The sequence below is a fragment of the uncultured Lutibacter sp. genome (assembly GCF_947495725.1).
Taxonomy (GTDB): Bacteria; Bacteroidota; Bacteroidia; order Flavobacteriales; family Flavobacteriaceae; genus Lutibacter.
The window spans coordinates 199,195-214,043 of record NZ_CANLZZ010000001.1; the positions used below are offsets into that span (position 1 = coordinate 199,195).

The following is a 14,849-nucleotide window of genomic DNA, read 5'->3' on the forward strand; positions in this document are numbered from 1 at the left end:
GATAAGATTAATAGGTGCTGTTTCATATATAGGTTGTTATTTATTGGTATATGTATAGTTTTGCTATCTAATTACTTTTTAAATTAATAATTGTTGTTTCTAGTCCTTCAGAAGTCACTATTACTTTAATTTTTCCAGTTTCTCTAGTAGATTGAATAATAGCTAAACATTTACCATTAAAAGCTGTGCGTTGCTTTGCTTTAAAAGGTTCTAATCCCATATTATCACCATTTGCAACACCAGCAATTGTTGCTGGACCTTCAACTTTAAATTTTAACAAATTATTTGCTATTGGAACTTCAATTCCTTCTTTATCCAAAATGGTGCATTCAACATAAATTACATCTTGCCCATTTGCTTTTAATGCTGTTCTGCGCGTTTCAATTTTAATTTTTGAAGGTTTACCTGCAGTTTTAACCACTTTTTCAGCAAAAACTTTTCCATTTTTGTATGAAACAGCTTTTAATTCTCCAGGTTTGTACACAACATTCCAAGTTTGGTATTCTACCTTTTCAGTATTATTTTTTTGTTTCCCTAAAGATTTTCCATCTTGAAATAATTCAACCTCATCTCCATTTGTATAACTATAGACTGAAACTTTTTTTCCTTGCATTCCTTCTAAATTCCAATGAGGAAAAATATGTACCATTGGTTTATTAGACCACTGACTTTGATAAAAATAGTAACCATCTTTTGGAAATCCAGCCAAGTCAATTGGAGCAAATGATGATGAGCGCGCTGGCCAACCAAATGGAATAGTTTCACCAATATAATCCCAACCTGTCCAAATAAACATTCCCATTACATAAGGCGTTTCTTTTACCAATCTCCACGCTTCCATTCCGGCTTCTCCTCTAATATCTCTTTTTTCAACCCAGTTAAACGCATCATCATACTTATAGTTCAATTTATTCCACCATTCTTCTTTTTGTTTTCCGTATAAATAAGTTGAACGTGGATAGAATGATTGTGCAGACTCGTGTTCTGTAATTACTGCCATTACATTTGAAAATTGTTCTCTTTCCCAATCTAAACGGTCTTGTTTAATGTAATTATATCCGTAAATATCACTTGTTGCAGCAGCTTCTTGATTTGGACGTTTCATATCCCAGTAACCGTGAACACCATTAGTTGCAGGGCGATAATCAAATTTATGAACTATATCCACCAAACGCTTTCCTATGGCAATTCCTGTTTCGTCACGCATTTGATCAATTTCATTACCAATACTCCACATAATTACAGATGGATGATTTCTGTCGCGAAGTAAAAAATCTTCTAAATCTTTATCAGCCCATTTTTTGAATAAATGTGCGTATTTGTGAACAGTAATCTTTTGCTTTTTCCCGTCTTGTGTAGTTGCAGGTTGTTTTGGTCGTTCCCATTCATCAAAGGCTTCATTCATTACCAAAAACCCCATTTCATCACAAACATCTAAAAATTCTTCTGAAAAGGGATTGTGCGCAGTACGCACTGCATTACATCCCATTTCGCGTAATTTTTCTAGCTGACGTTCAATAGTTCTTCTATGAACTGCTGCACCTAAAGGACCACCATCGTGATGTAAACAAACACCTTTTAATTTGGTAACCTTTCCATTCAATTTAAAACCATCGGTATTACTAAATTCTAATTTTCTAATCCCTGTTTTAGTACTTTCCGTATAAACTACTTCGTTATTAAAAATAATTTCGGTTTTTACTGAATACAAATAAGGATTTTCTGTATCCCAAAGGGTTGGATTTTCTATATCTAATGAAGATTTATAAACACTAGAATTATTAGCTGCCAAAGATCTAGTTTCTATTTTTGAAGTAACAACTTCACCATTTTTATCGATAACTGAAGTTTCAATTTCAAATTCTTTTTCTTTGCTGAAATCATTTTGAACGGTAGTTTCAACAGCTATTGTTGCTTTTTCTTTTGAAACGTTTTTTGGAACAATATAATTCCCCCAAATTGGCACATACAGTTTTTTGGTTGTAATTAAATGAACGTGACGGTAAATTCCCGTTCCGGTATACCAACGTGAGCCTGGTTGCTTAGAATTATCCAATTTTACTGTAATTACGTTTTCTTTTCCAAAGTTGATATGCTCAGTCATATCATAATAAAAAGCAATGTAACCAAATGGTCGTTTTCCTAATAAATGACCGTTAATATACACTTCTGAATTACGGTAAGCGCCATCAAAATAAATAACAATTCGTTTGTTTTTATCTGTTGAAGGCACTGTAAACGTCTTTCTATAAGCTACTTTTCCCGTTGGAAGCCATCCACCACGAGAAAATGATGGATTATCTTTACTGAAATCCCCTTCAATACTCCAATCGTGAGGAAGGTTTACCGTTCTCCATTCTGAATCATCAACGTATTTTGATTCCGCATTTTCAATTTCTCCTGCATAAAACTTCCAGTCAAAATCAAAGTTTTCTTTGGTATTCTCTTTAATACTTTTCAATGAAGTGGTACATGCATTTAAAAGTATCGCTAACAATAACAAAGTTATATTCCACGTAATTTTCATATTGTAAATTAAGAGTTTTATTTAATCTATTATTAATCTATTAAGAAGTTTCAATTTTAAAACAGATTGCGTGTTTCGCTTTCAAATCATTAGGAATATCAACGGTTAATCCTTCCTCATTATGAATCCATTTAACAGTTCCAGAATATCCAACAATACTTACATTTTTTATAAACCCTTTATGCATTTTAAAATTTGTGTTTAATGCTTTAATAGTAATTGATGTATCGGGTATTCCTAGGCTAATTGCATATAAAAATTCTTTATTTGTTGTAAAACGAATGTCCTGTTCAGAAAACTTGTGTTGCCCAAAATGTTCATTATGATGAAAAGTGTAGTTTCCTGATTTAATTTCAACTGGTCCTTCTCCAAAAATAAACCAAGGTGTTGAGCCATAAATAGCTTCTCCATTTATCTTTAACCATTCTCCAACACCAAGAAGAGTGTTTTCAATTTCAGTTGAAAAAGAACCATCAGCTAATGGAGGGACATTTAACGACATTACCCCATTTTTACTTACAACATCAACCAACATATCAACAATATTATTAGTATCACGCAAGGGAATACCATCTCGGTAAAACCAACCATGAGTTTCCCAATCAGGACAAATATTCATATCCATATCAGTCATCCAAACATCGTATGCTGTATGGTCTAATAAACCGTTTTCAAGATCACGCATACCAACGCCTGGAGGAATATCGTAAGATTTATAAATAAATTCTACTTCTTTGTTTTGCTTCAGAGCATCATTAAAATAATGCGACAAAAACTCACGTTGGTGTTTGTCGCTTACAGATCTACGAGTTGATTTTCCTTCTCCTATAAATTTTGAACGATTCAGTACTTTTTGGTGATTTGCTCCTTTTGTCCCTCCAAAACCAGCATCTACCCAAAATAAATCTGGATGGTATTTATCTACAACTTCTTTTCCATAATCAATCCATTGATCGTTATCCATTTCCCAATGCAATGAAATAAATGTTTTTAAACCCTGTTTCCGCATTTCAATAGCCGATTCACCAACGATATCTCTATGAGGTAACATTTTAACCGACGTATAATCTGTTAAATCACTATTCCAATGCAAGTATTTACTTCCGTGCCAACCAACAGGACCACCAAATTTTGCTCCTGCATTTTTAAAAAGTTTGGCCCATTCTGCAGCATCAAAATTTTCCGCTTTAAACTTTGAAATTGCCTCATCTAAAGGTAAAGCACCACTCCCCATATAACCTTCAGCATATTGAATTGTCCAAATTCCCCAATGACTGTAAATACCAAATTTACCATCTACCAACCATTGTGGTGTTTGATGTTTTCGTAAAGAAGACCATTCAGGTTTAAATTGTTCTGTAACTGTTTCTTTTTTTTCTGCTTTTTGCTCTGTACAAGAAAATAAACCTATAGAAAAGGCTACTATTAAGATTGTTTTAAATAGATTCATAATTATAATAATTTGGTGTTTTTTGTTGGTGTTTTACTGCATGACAATAAAATTACAGACAATAATATTAAGAGTATATTTTTCATTAGTTTAGAGCTGTTAATAATTTTTAAAAGTGTTTTTGCTTCAAAAAATACTAATTATTATTTTTTTGAATTTACTTCTCCAGCACTAGTTTTTTTCATAATAACCTCACGAGCTTTTTTCATTTTACCAATGTTAGGTAAATGTGCATCTGGCCAATGGTTTTCAACATTGTCTTTATTCCAATTATCGTAATCAGATTTTAGTTCTTTTACTTTTTCAGGTAAAGTAGTAACTAAATTCTTTTGCTCATATGGATCTTCTTTTAAATTGAAAAGAAATAACTCATCTCTAACAGCTTCTTTTACTAATTTGTAATCACCTTTTCTAACGGCAAATCCAGCTCCATCACTATAACGCCAAAACAGCTTTTCGTGAGTTGTTTTATTAGTTACTTCACCTTTTACAAATGGAATTAAATCTACTCCATCAAGATCCTTTTTAGCATTAATATTGGTAGCTTTCATAACTGTTGAAAATATATCATATGCTATTACTGGTTCGTCAATTTTATTGCCACCTTCAAACCCTGCAGGCCAAGACATTAAAAAAGGAACTCGAATACCACCTTCAAACAACAAACCTTTTTGTCCACGGTAAGGACTTTGGCTAGAACCTTTTCCATGGCCACCATTATCGCTGTAGAAAAAGATTAAAGTATTCTCATATTCACCAGTTTTTTTCAATTGTTCAATTACTTTTCCAATACCAACATCCATTCCTGAAACCATTGCTCCATAAGCAGCTCTTTCTCCTTGTTCTATATGATCTACAGTTTTAAGATATTCTTTTGTTGCTTGAATTGGAGCGTGAGGCGCATTGTATGCCAAATACATAAAGAATGGTTTTTCTGATTTGCTATAATCGTTTATATATTCAACTGCAGCGTTAGAAAAATCATCCGTTAAATAACTTAAATTTTCTAAAGGTTCAGGTTTCCCATTACGCATAATTTGATGCCAAGTATTATAATCCTTTCCCCAAGATTTTCCCCAAAAATTTCTTGAACCACCGGCAAAACCAAACCAGTCGTCAAAACCTCTTCCGTTTGGCCAATATTCTGGAGTATTTCCTAAATGCCATTTTCCAATAGCACAAGTTTGATAACCATTTTCTTGAAGTACTTCTGAAATCATTTTTTCATCTAATGGAACTCCTGGAATTGGTCCGTCAAAACTCTTTCCTATATTATTTTCACACCCAAAGCGTTGCTGATACCTACCAGCTAATAACCCAGAACGACTTGGTCCACAATAAGAATGTGATGCATAACCATTTGTAAATGAAACACCTTGGTTTGCTAACGCATCTAAATTTGGCGTAGGAATATCTGTACTTCCATTAAAACCAACATCAGCCCAGCCTAAATCATCTGCTAAAATAATTATTACGTTGGGTTTTTCTTGTTTTGTATTAGCTGTTGTAATTTTATTTTTTAATTGTTTAGGGGAGCAACTAACTATTAATATTAATAATGAAAGTAATATGTTTTTAATCATGTTTAAAAAAGTTTATTTATGTTAAATACTTATATCAAATTTAGTATTAAACCATAAATAAAAGCTTAAAACCGCCTATATTAAAACTACACTATTGTTAAATACACTCACATTATAGCTATATTTGTACATATTTAAACATATGTTATACAACTCAAAGACATTAATGTTAATATGCTAAATACAAAGACGTTATTAGCGCTGTTTATTTCTCTAAGCTTTTCTTTATATGTGAAACCCTTTACTATACAGTTAAAAGATTCAACTACATTTAATGCTAAAGAATTTACTTCTATAGGTTATAAACTTTCTAAAGAAAATCAAGATAAAGCTTATGAGTATTTTGAAAAAGGTGCAGCTTATTTTAAACTAAAAAAAGATACTGTAGCATATCTAGAAGGTATGATAGGATTGTCGGAAATAGAAAAACGAAATGGAAAATATAATAAATCGTTTGATATTTTATGGGGCGTTTTACCTTTAGCAAAAAAGACTAACTATAAAAAGCCTTTAATTAGAATTCATCGAAAATTAGGAACCTTATATGGTGTTTATGGAAAAGATAGTCTTGCGTTATTTCATTTAAAAAAAGGACTTGAAATTGGAAAAAAAAATATAGACAAAAATCATCTTGCTAGTTCTTATTTACCAATTGCCGAACAATATATAAATCTTAAAGAATATGATAGCGCATTAAAATATTTAGATTCGTGTTACCTAACTATGGATTCTAATAAAAGGTTAATATACATAGATGCTTATTACGGTCATATTTACACAAAAAAAGGAAATTCTCATAAGGCCAACATTTATTTTAATAACCTTACACCTCTTTTTGAAAAAAATAAATTTGCTTTTTTAGCAATGGTATATTGGTTTCAGGCAGATTTACATTTATTGAAAAAACAACCTGATAGCGCTATTTATTATTTAGAGAAATCTCTTATGGTAATAGATACCATGAAAGTTCATATTGAAATAAAACCAACCGTTTTAGAACATTTAGCAAATTTACATTTTGAAAAAAATGATAAAACAAAGGCTTTCGAATATATGAATGCTGCAAAAACAATTTCAGATAGCCTTTTTCATATGCAAAGTAAGCATAATAAAGAGTTGTTTGAAATTAAGAGTAAGTATCAGGAAGATTTATCTAAAAAGGATGAAGAAATTATAGCGCAAAATAAAGTATTGGAATTAAAAGATAAAGCAAGTTTTAGGTTAAAATTAATTCTAGGTATTTTAGTGGGAGTTGTTTTAATTGGTTTATTAATATATAGATTACGCTCGCAGTCCAAACATATGGCTTATAATAAAGAAAAAAACAAAGCAATATTAGAAGTGAAAAATAAAGAATTAACTGCAAATGCATTACAGATGATTGAAAAAGAAAATGCTGTTAATGAACTTCTTGAAACAATTAAAGAAAACATTCCTGAAAAACACAAATCACTTTACACTAAATACAAACAGAATAACGAAAAGATTTGGGATGACTTCCACCTTCAATTTACACAAACTAACAATAAATTTTATAAAGATTTGTTAGAGTTGCACCCAAAATTAACACCAAATGATTTAAAGTGTTGTGCGCTTATAAAATTAAAATTTGACAGTAAAGAAATGTCACAAATTTTAGGAATTTCTCTTCATAGTGTACATATGGCTCGCTCTCGTGTTCGTAAAAAACTAGGATTAGCTCGTAAAGATAGTTTAAGTAACTATTTATCTTTAATTTAATAATAAATAACAGAATATTTACAAAATTTTTACTTGTTAGAAAGTTTAAACTGATTTTGTAATGAAACACCATAAAGCCCTTCTAGTTCTGACTTAATTTTCTTATAGAATTTAGTATCTGGAGGCATACTCAAAGTGTTCCAAAATTGTTCATTATAAGGTACATCAACAGAACCCATATCTGTGTCACCGCCATAATTACGCACTCTTATTTTTTTCTTATCAGTTTCAACATCATATACAAAGGCTTCTAATCTATAGGTCATTTTTTCCGCTTCCGTATTCCAATATTCTTCAGGAATCATATCTCTTCCAAATCCCCATTCTCTAGAATAATAATTTAAATGTAATTTTCCGCTCTTATGCTTTTTGTACAAGTATAAAGATTTAGGTCTTTCTATTCTATAAATTGCATAATTATCTAATCCTATAAAAAAGGTAATAAAATCCCATTTATTAGAATTATGAGTTCCTTTAACAATAACCACATCTTCACCATCATAAGATGAATCTCCTATTTTTTTCCAATTATATTTTTTAAGATTTGGTTTTTTCTCGGAAGGTCTTAATGGATTACCTGATGCCATATAATTAATAGAGTGTGTCCATTGTGTACGCTTCCAAATTCTATAATCGGCTGATTTTCTAACCTCCGCCACTTCAACTATTCCTAAAGTATAAGCTGGACCACGGTCTCTAATTTTAATATAATTTTCAACAAAAAACTTAGATTTCCCACCTTCTGTAGCTGCTCTTCTATATAATAATTCTAATTTGTGAGGTTTACTAATAGTGTTTTCTTTTAATTTTTCAACTGCGCTAAACACATATTCCGAAGGTTTAAACAGCATAATTTCATCCATTTTAACTACACTTTCTTTTAAAACAATTTTTTGTTCTTTTTGTGATAAAAAATCTTGAACCTTTATTTTAAAAGAATCGAAACCTAAGGATGAAATAGAAAGGCTATCTTGAAGCTCATTTTTAGAAATAAGCATAGAAAACTCTCCATCTTCAGTACTTGAAGTACCAATTCCTTTTTCAATAATACTAACCGAAACGTAAGGAATAGTGATATTTGTTTGATCAAAAATAATTCCTTTTACTTCAATTTTCTTTTCTTGCGCAATTGTTGAAAATGAAATTAATACTACTAAAACAAAAGAATAAAAAAAATAATTTTTTTCAAATGATTTATAAACCATAATACTTAATATGTTAATTTAGATAAAAAACAAATATAGAATAAATCTCTTGGCAATTAAAAAAACCTTAATTTGTAAAATGAATTCACCATAGATAAATGGTTTTGCTTGAGTTATTTATAAAGGGAAAATAAAAATCATAAATTTTAAATAAGTGACAAAAAGCGATTTTATTTTAAAACCTGCTTGTAACTCTTAATTCAACACCTTTAAAATCAAGTACTTCATAGCAAACACCTGCATTACAAGCCGGACCTCCTCTGCGCTCACCGGCAAATAATTGAAAACTATGTTTATTATTAAGTTTATATTTTAAATTGGCACCTAACCAATATTTTGACCCGCTATTTACCAAATAATTATCTGTACTATGTTCTGCAACTATACTACCAATAATTTTAGATTTATAAGCGTAACCAACACTTAAAACCTGATTTACATTGCCCTCATTCAATCTGTCAAAATGTTGAAATTCATAATCGGTTCTTATGGTTGAATTTTTACCAGCTTTCCATTCAGAATACAAACCAGTTGATATTCTATTTTCTTCTAATTTGAAAGGATCTTCTGCATAATCAATAAACAACTTAATATCATGTTTGTCTTTTAACATAAAATCATATTCTAAAAAGTACTCATTGAAAGTAAATTTTTGCCCAAATTTATTAATAGCTTTGGTATGATTTAAAGTTAAAACGGATAAGTTTGGCATTGTATAAAATGCTTCTAATTGATAGCCCGATTCATTTAAAGGTTGAGGTACATGGGTACTTCTATTTAATAATCTATATGTGTGTTCTTTTACTAAGGCTGGTGGTTCATTAATTCCTGATCCTATTAAAAAATTATTGTAATTTTTATACTCTGCACTTATACCAATGTTGTTTAGAGAAATATTTACACCGCTATAAATTGCATAGGAAGCCGCATCTGAAAAATCATTAATACTGTTATTTTTTATATTTTTTGATACTTCGGTATAATAAGATATTTTAGGTGAAATGCTTCCTGAAAGCGTAATCATTGAGAATAACTTTTCATTTCCAGAATTTGAATGATGCATTATAGCCGCTCCAAGAGTCTGATTTTTATAGGTATATTCTGAATACAATGCAGCAATAGTATCTGATCTTCGTAAATTTGAGTTTTGGTTTGGTGGAAAAACATAATTTAACGGACTTCCATATAACACTTTAGTCATAAAATTATTGGATTGAAATTTTACTGAAGCACCTAATATATCTCTATTAAAATAATGCCGTGATCGATAACTTAAATCCTCTAATATAGCTCCTGGAATTTGAAATGAATGTAGTAATGTCCCTCTTCCAATTGTCTCATAAAAATTACCAAGTTTCACTTGTATTTTATCGGAATTATATTGAACTGAAAATTGAGAAATATTGGTATAATTGCTCCCATCATATTCCGAATAAAACTGCTCTAATGTAACATCTGAACGAAATGATTTATAATTAAAATTGGCCACAAACCTATCGTAAATTGATGATATTGCATTAACATCATTTGGCGCTTCACCAAATTGGTATTCAACTAAATTAGTTCCATTAAACTGTCCAAACACATTAAAAGATGCCAAAACAATCACCACTAAACAAATTGAATTTTTTACAATTTTAGTCATGGATTATTCTACTTTAAAAGTTTTTCAATTTCTTCAATTACCAACTTTTGATCGCCCGATACAAAGCCCTCGTGCACCCAAACAATTTTATTATTTGAATTAACAATTACCAATGTTGGGAACGCATTTAAATTTAATTCTGATTTTATTTCAGAATTAATATCTAACAATATGGGATATTTTATTTGTAATGTTTTACTTAAAGGAGCAACTTTAGAAACACTTCTTGGACCATCGCAACTTACACCAATAAACTCTACTCCTTTAATTTTATAGGCTTCATATATTTTGTTCAATTCAGGAATTGCCTTTACACAAGGCTTACACCAAGTTGCCCAAAAATCGATAACTGTTAATTTTGAACCTTTTAATTGCGTAAAACTTTGAGTGTTATTTTCAATGTCTTTTAATTTAAAATTTCTTACTTGTTGTGCTGAAACATTTAAAATGGAAAACAACATAACTACAATTATCAATGCTCTCATATACAATTTTTAAAAAATAAATTATGATTTAATAAACAAAATGCTAAAACTAGCTTCCTAACAGTTCATTTACTTTTGTAGTAACTGCCGCAATATCTGCTGATGCGGTTTGTTTTCCAGAAAAAACAATATTTCCTGATTTATCAATAACTACAAGTCTATCATAGGTAGTTTTATAATCTGCAGCAACCTCAGATGCATTCAGTAACAATGGAAAACTAACATTCGTAGATGTTTTAAAGGCTTCAACTGAGTTTGCATTCCCATTCCATTGATCTAACCCAAGTATTTGATAATCCGACCTTCCATCAAATGGAGAGGCTAATTCACTTTCAATCTTTGGACCTACAGCTTTGCAAATTGGACAGCTATTTCCAAAGAAAAAAAGCACAACCACTTTATTTGAATAATCCGACAATTTTACATCTACACCAGCTAAAGATTTTAAAGTAAATGAAGGAGCACTAACTTCTGGATCTGTGCTTTCTTCAGGATCTGGATCAGGATCTGTAGTCATGTTAGAATTTCCAGTACTTCCTGTTGGTGAAGTAAAAACCTCTGCATCATCATCTCCAGAACCAGAACAGGATACAACAGATAAAATAACAACAAGTATAACTATTAACTTTAGGTTGCTTGTAAAAATCGATTTCAAATTAAAAATGTTCATTCTTTAATGCTTTTTAGTTACTAACATTCATTTTGTCGAAAGAAATTTCAAAACTTTCAAAAAAAATTAATTTTTTTGCAATTAATAACAAATAAAACCTCATTTTCCTTATCAAAAACAATTAAAAATTATAAATATCGCCCTAAAAACAATAATTCAAATTAAATCTTTTAACAAATGATATGGCAAAATGATATATCTTTTATTCTTATATTTATCGTTCTTTAATTAATTAGAAACAATACTGCCAGATTTTATTTACAGTCTGGAAACATAAAATTTTCGTTTAAAACAAATCATAAAAAATCAAAAACATGAAAATTAATAACATTTTAGAAGGAATTGGAAATACTCCAGTTGTCCGATTGAGTAAATTATTTCCAAAGAATGAAGTTTGGATGAAACTTGAAAAATCTAATCCAGGAGGAAGCATTAAAGATCGAATTGCATTAGCAATGATTGAAGATGCCGAAAAAAGAAATCTTATAACTAAAGACACGGAAATTATTGAACCTACTTCTGGAAATACTGGAATTGGGTTAGCAATGGTTGCCGCAGTAAAAAACTTAAAATTAACCTTAGTAATGCCAGAATCTATGTCTGTTGAAAGACGTACTTTAATGGCTGCTTATGGAGCAAACCTTGTTTTAACGCCAAAAGAATTAGGTTTAAAAGGCACAATTGCCAAAGCTGATGAATTGGTTGCAAATAATAAAAATGCTTGGATGCCTTCTCAATTTACAAACCCAGCAAACCCTGAAATACATCGAAAAACTACAGCTTTAGAAATTGCAAATGATTTTCCTGACGGAATAGATTATTTAATTACAGGTGTTGGAACCGGAGGTCATATTACTGGTATGTCTGAAGTTTTAAAAGAAAAATTTCCCGAATTAAAGGTTTTTGCCGTAGAACCAAATGATTCTCCAATAATTTCGGGAGGAGAACCTGGACCTCATCCATTACAAGGAATTGGGCCTGGATTTATTCCTGAAGTTTTTAACACCAAATCTATAAATGGCGCAATTAGGATTACCAAAGAAGAAGCTTTTGAAGAAGTTCAAAATATTGCAAAAACAGAAGGTATTTTAGTAGGTATTTCTACTGGAGCTTCGTTAGCTGCAGTTAGAAAACAATTATCAAAATTAAAGTCAAGTAATGTTATTCTAACTATGAATTATGACACTGGAGAACGCTATTTATCTGTTGAAGGACTTTTGATCTAACATTATAGATACTCATTTTAGCTAAAAAAGACAGGGCGTTTGCCTTGTCTTTTTACATTTATAAAAAACATTAACCAAAATCAGGAATTATATTTAATTCATCTAAATCTAATTGATTAGAAAGAGTCACTTGCGATACTTCTCCTTTTCCTTTACTTAGCAAATATCTAAAACCAGCTTTTAAAGCCAATTCATCACTTTTAATATTTCTAATATGTAACACAAATATATTATTAGGAAATCGTTTCTGTATTTCTTCTAACAACTTATCTGTCCCGTCCGTACTTCCATTATTTACTAAACAAATTCTAATATTCTTATAACATTTCAAAAATGCATCGAAAAAGGTTTTACTAATTTCTTTTTCTTTATTGTTAATAGTTAAAATTACTCCTCTCTCCATAAAATATTTATATTAAAGTTTTAATTATTTAGTTATAAAAATTAACGTAAAATAGTTCCGGTTATCATTACTTTGTTCGGTTGAAATACCAAAATGAGTATACTTTGAATTTTCAATTAAAACTCTATGAGAATCGCTCGCAATCCAAGCGTTAAAAACTCCTTTTGCTGTATTAAACCCATAACCTACATTTTCACCAACCACTTTAGCCATAGCCGAACTAACTAATTTTTTATGACGTTCTGGAAAATTATCATGACTTACTTTTCCAATTTCTGCCATATATTTTGAATGAGTAGATGCCACTGAAGAAACTACATCTAATTTATTTAACTTATTAATTTCTAAAGTATTTCTGTAATTGTTTACCAAACTAAGAATTTCTAATTCCATTTTAGAATAGCTGTTTTTTGATTCAGTAATTGGATTTAAATAAATTTCATCGTCTTCTTTAGAACATGAACCTAAACAGCTCAATAACATTAAAATTAATAGTAGTTTGAAAGTTTTCATTTTTTTAGTTTTATTATGATTAACAATTCAAAAATAACCTAGATATCAGCTCTTTAGGATAATTTTAGATTAGACATTTATTTGTTTCGACCAATGGTTAATATCTTTCGTTAAATGAAAATTGAGGCCAAAAGCCCTCCATTTTTTAGCTTAAAAATTTAGATAGAATAAAATTTAAAGCATAAAAAAATGCAGCTTAAAGCTGCATTTTTTTAAAATCATTTAATACGTATTTCAATCTATTATTATCTCAAAACCCAAGCTATTTGTCCTAGTTGACCAATAATTTTAATTGAATCTTTCATAGAAAGTTTTGAACCATCAGCATGAATCCATCTTTTCAATGGTTTTTCACATAAAATTTCTTTTGCTTTTTGTAAACCATACTGTTTTCTAATTCTAATAAATATTTCAACATCGAATAACCACTTTGTTAAAAATTTATTACTAAATGCAGTATTTATAACATCTTTATGGAATATTTTAGCTCCACATTGGGTATCTTTAAATTCCATTTTTAATATTTTTCTAATAATATAATTTATTGTTAAACTAATTATTTTACGAGCAGATTCTTTTGTAATATCTGCACCCATTCTGCTAATTCTAGAACCACTTACAATCTTATAATCGGAGTTTTCAATTGTTGAAACTAAATCGTCAAAATCGGCTAAATCTGTTGATAAATCCGCATCTAAAAAACCTATATAATCTAAATCTTCCTTTTTAGCCATATGAAGCATTCCCAATCTTACCGCTTCTGCCTTTCCTCCATTTTTTTCGCAATTATAAACAGTAATAAAACTTTCTCTTCCTTTTCTTAAATTGTGTAAAACTTCCAATGTATTATCCTTACTTCCATCGTTTACAAAACATAAATGATAACCCGAATGTTTATCAACAAAATCTAAAAACTGCGTACTTAGCAACCTTTCTTCTTCATTATAACAAGGTATTACAACACCAACACATCTTTGTTCAATAATTGTATTTCCTTTGTTTTCAACAACAACACTAGTTTCTGGAGCTCCAATTAATCTTTTTACTCTTGCGCTAATTTCATTTAAACTTAAAGGTTTTTTCATATAGTCATTTATTCCTAATTCAAATCCTTCCGTAATTACTTCATCATTTGTATTACCTGAAAGTACCATTACCGGAATTGATGATTTTTCTTCAATCCTTATAAATTTTACAACATCAATTCCAGAAACATCCGGCATATTAATATCTACAATAACCAAATCTGGTTGAAATGATTTAAAAGATTCCATTCCATCTTTTGCATTACTTTCGGTTTTAACTTCGTAACCCAAAGATTCTAATCTTTTTTGAAGTGGTAACAATACTAATTGCTGATCATCAATGGCTAATACTTTCATAATTTTTAATTTTTTAAATG

At 29.9% G+C, this 14,849-nt stretch carries 12 protein-coding genes; 2 read left to right on the forward strand and 10 right to left on the reverse strand.

Features of this window, described 5'->3' with window-relative positions; translation table 11 throughout:
• Positions 1–67: 67 nt before the first annotated feature.
• From Q0776_RS00790 to Q0776_RS00800, 3 genes are all read right to left on the reverse strand, one after another.
• The gene (locus Q0776_RS00790) at positions 68–2,527 is read right to left on the reverse strand and encodes a sugar-binding domain-containing protein (RefSeq protein ID WP_298363669.1); all 2,460 of its coding nucleotides are present in this window, start codon (positions 2,525–2,527) and stop codon (positions 68–70) included.
• A 40-nt stretch (positions 2,528–2,567) separates the two neighbouring features.
• Positions 2,568–3,977 carry an alpha-L-fucosidase gene (locus tag Q0776_RS00795; RefSeq protein WP_298363670.1) on the reverse strand — a complete coding sequence of 470 codons (1,410 nt, stop codon included), beginning with the start codon at positions 3,975–3,977 and terminating at the stop codon, positions 2,568–2,570.
• Between the two features lie 143 nt (positions 3,978–4,120).
• On the reverse strand, positions 4,121–5,560 hold the full coding sequence (locus Q0776_RS00800) for a sulfatase-like hydrolase/transferase (protein WP_298363671.1): 1,440 nt from the start codon (positions 5,558–5,560) through the stop codon (positions 4,121–4,123).
• 231 nt (positions 5,561–5,791) lie between these two features.
• Here Q0776_RS00800 and Q0776_RS00805 point away from each other — a divergent pair, with 231 nt between their 5' ends.
• Positions 5,792–7,300, forward strand: coding sequence for a helix-turn-helix transcriptional regulator (locus Q0776_RS00805; RefSeq protein WP_298363672.1), 1,509 nt, complete (start codon positions 5,792–5,794; stop codon positions 7,298–7,300).
• Positions 7,301–7,329: 29 nt separating this feature from the next.
• Here Q0776_RS00805 and Q0776_RS00810 read toward each other — a convergent pair whose 3' ends face one another.
• The 4 genes from Q0776_RS00810 to Q0776_RS00825 all read right to left on the reverse strand — a co-directional run bounded on the left by Q0776_RS00810 (position 7,330) and on the right by Q0776_RS00825 (position 11,305).
• Complete coding sequence (locus Q0776_RS00810; protein WP_298363673.1) at positions 7,330–8,505, reverse strand: carboxypeptidase-like regulatory domain-containing protein; 1,176 nt, start codon at positions 8,503–8,505, stop codon at positions 7,330–7,332.
• Positions 8,506–8,680: 175 nt separating this feature from the next.
• Positions 8,681–10,150, reverse strand: coding sequence for a DUF6029 family protein (locus tag Q0776_RS00815; RefSeq protein WP_298363675.1), 1,470 nt, complete (start codon positions 10,148–10,150; stop codon positions 8,681–8,683).
• 8 nt (positions 10,151–10,158) lie between these two features.
• The gene (locus tag Q0776_RS00820; protein WP_298363676.1) at positions 10,159–10,635 is read right to left on the reverse strand and encodes a TlpA disulfide reductase family protein; all 477 of its coding nucleotides are present in this window, start codon (positions 10,633–10,635) and stop codon (positions 10,159–10,161) included.
• Between the two features lie 49 nt (positions 10,636–10,684).
• The gene (locus Q0776_RS00825) at positions 10,685–11,305 is read right to left on the reverse strand and encodes a redoxin domain-containing protein (protein ID WP_298363677.1); all 621 of its coding nucleotides are present in this window, start codon (positions 11,303–11,305) and stop codon (positions 10,685–10,687) included.
• Between the two features lie 314 nt (positions 11,306–11,619).
• Here Q0776_RS00825 and cysK point away from each other — a divergent pair, with 314 nt between their 5' ends.
• Positions 11,620–12,531 carry a cysteine synthase A gene (gene cysK, locus Q0776_RS00830; protein WP_298363678.1) on the forward strand — a complete coding sequence of 304 codons (912 nt, stop codon included), beginning with the start codon at positions 11,620–11,622 and terminating at the stop codon, positions 12,529–12,531.
• 70 nt (positions 12,532–12,601) lie between these two features.
• On the opposite strand, the gene Q0776_RS00835 is transcribed toward cysK, so the two are convergent.
• The 3 genes from Q0776_RS00835 to Q0776_RS00845 all read right to left on the reverse strand — a co-directional run bounded on the left by Q0776_RS00835 (position 12,602) and on the right by Q0776_RS00845 (position 14,829).
• Positions 12,602–12,934, reverse strand: a complete 333-nt coding sequence (locus Q0776_RS00835) for a glycosyltransferase (protein ID WP_298363679.1) — start codon at positions 12,932–12,934, stop codon at positions 12,602–12,604.
• Between the two features lie 24 nt (positions 12,935–12,958).
• Positions 12,959–13,447, reverse strand: a complete 489-nt coding sequence (locus Q0776_RS00840; RefSeq protein ID WP_298363681.1) for a CAP domain-containing protein — start codon at positions 13,445–13,447, stop codon at positions 12,959–12,961.
• Positions 13,448–13,692: 245 nt separating this feature from the next.
• Entirely contained in the window at positions 13,693–14,829 is a 1,137-nt protein-coding gene (locus Q0776_RS00845; RefSeq protein ID WP_298363682.1) for a response regulator, read from the reverse strand.
• Between the last annotated feature and the right edge of the window lie 20 nt (positions 14,830–14,849).

What these genes read in the sequence shown, in the direction of transcription:
- Q0776_RS00810 (WP_298363673.1), bottom strand. Translation starts at nt 8,505, where the DNA reads ATGGTTTATAAATCATTTGAAAAAAATTATTTTTTTTATTCTTTTGTT.
- Q0776_RS00800 (WP_298363671.1), bottom strand. Translation starts at nt 5,560, where the DNA reads ATGATTAAAAACATATTACTTTCATTATTAATATTAATAGTTAGTTGC.
- Q0776_RS00825 (WP_298363677.1), bottom strand. Translation starts at nt 11,305, where the DNA reads ATGAACATTTTTAATTTGAAATCGATTTTTACAAGCAACCTAAAGTTA.
- Q0776_RS00820 (WP_298363676.1), bottom strand. Translation starts at nt 10,635, where the DNA reads ATGAGAGCATTGATAATTGTAGTTATGTTGTTTTCCATTTTAAATGTT.
- Q0776_RS00835 (WP_298363679.1), bottom strand. Translation starts at nt 12,934, where the DNA reads ATGGAGAGAGGAGTAATTTTAACTATTAACAATAAAGAAAAAGAAATT.
- Q0776_RS00790 (WP_298363669.1), bottom strand. Translation starts at nt 2,527, where the DNA reads ATGAAAATTACGTGGAATATAACTTTGTTATTGTTAGCGATACTTTTA.
- Q0776_RS00840 (WP_298363681.1), bottom strand. Translation starts at nt 13,447, where the DNA reads ATGAAAACTTTCAAACTACTATTAATTTTAATGTTATTGAGCTGTTTA.
- Q0776_RS00815 (WP_298363675.1), bottom strand. Translation starts at nt 10,150, where the DNA reads ATGACTAAAATTGTAAAAAATTCAATTTGTTTAGTGGTGATTGTTTTG.
- Q0776_RS00795 (WP_298363670.1), bottom strand. Translation starts at nt 3,977, where the DNA reads ATGAATCTATTTAAAACAATCTTAATAGTAGCCTTTTCTATAGGTTTA.
- cysK (WP_298363678.1), top strand. Translation starts at nt 11,620, where the DNA reads ATGAAAATTAATAACATTTTAGAAGGAATTGGAAATACTCCAGTTGTC.
- Q0776_RS00845 (WP_298363682.1), bottom strand. Translation starts at nt 14,829, where the DNA reads ATGAAAGTATTAGCCATTGATGATCAGCAATTAGTATTGTTACCACTT.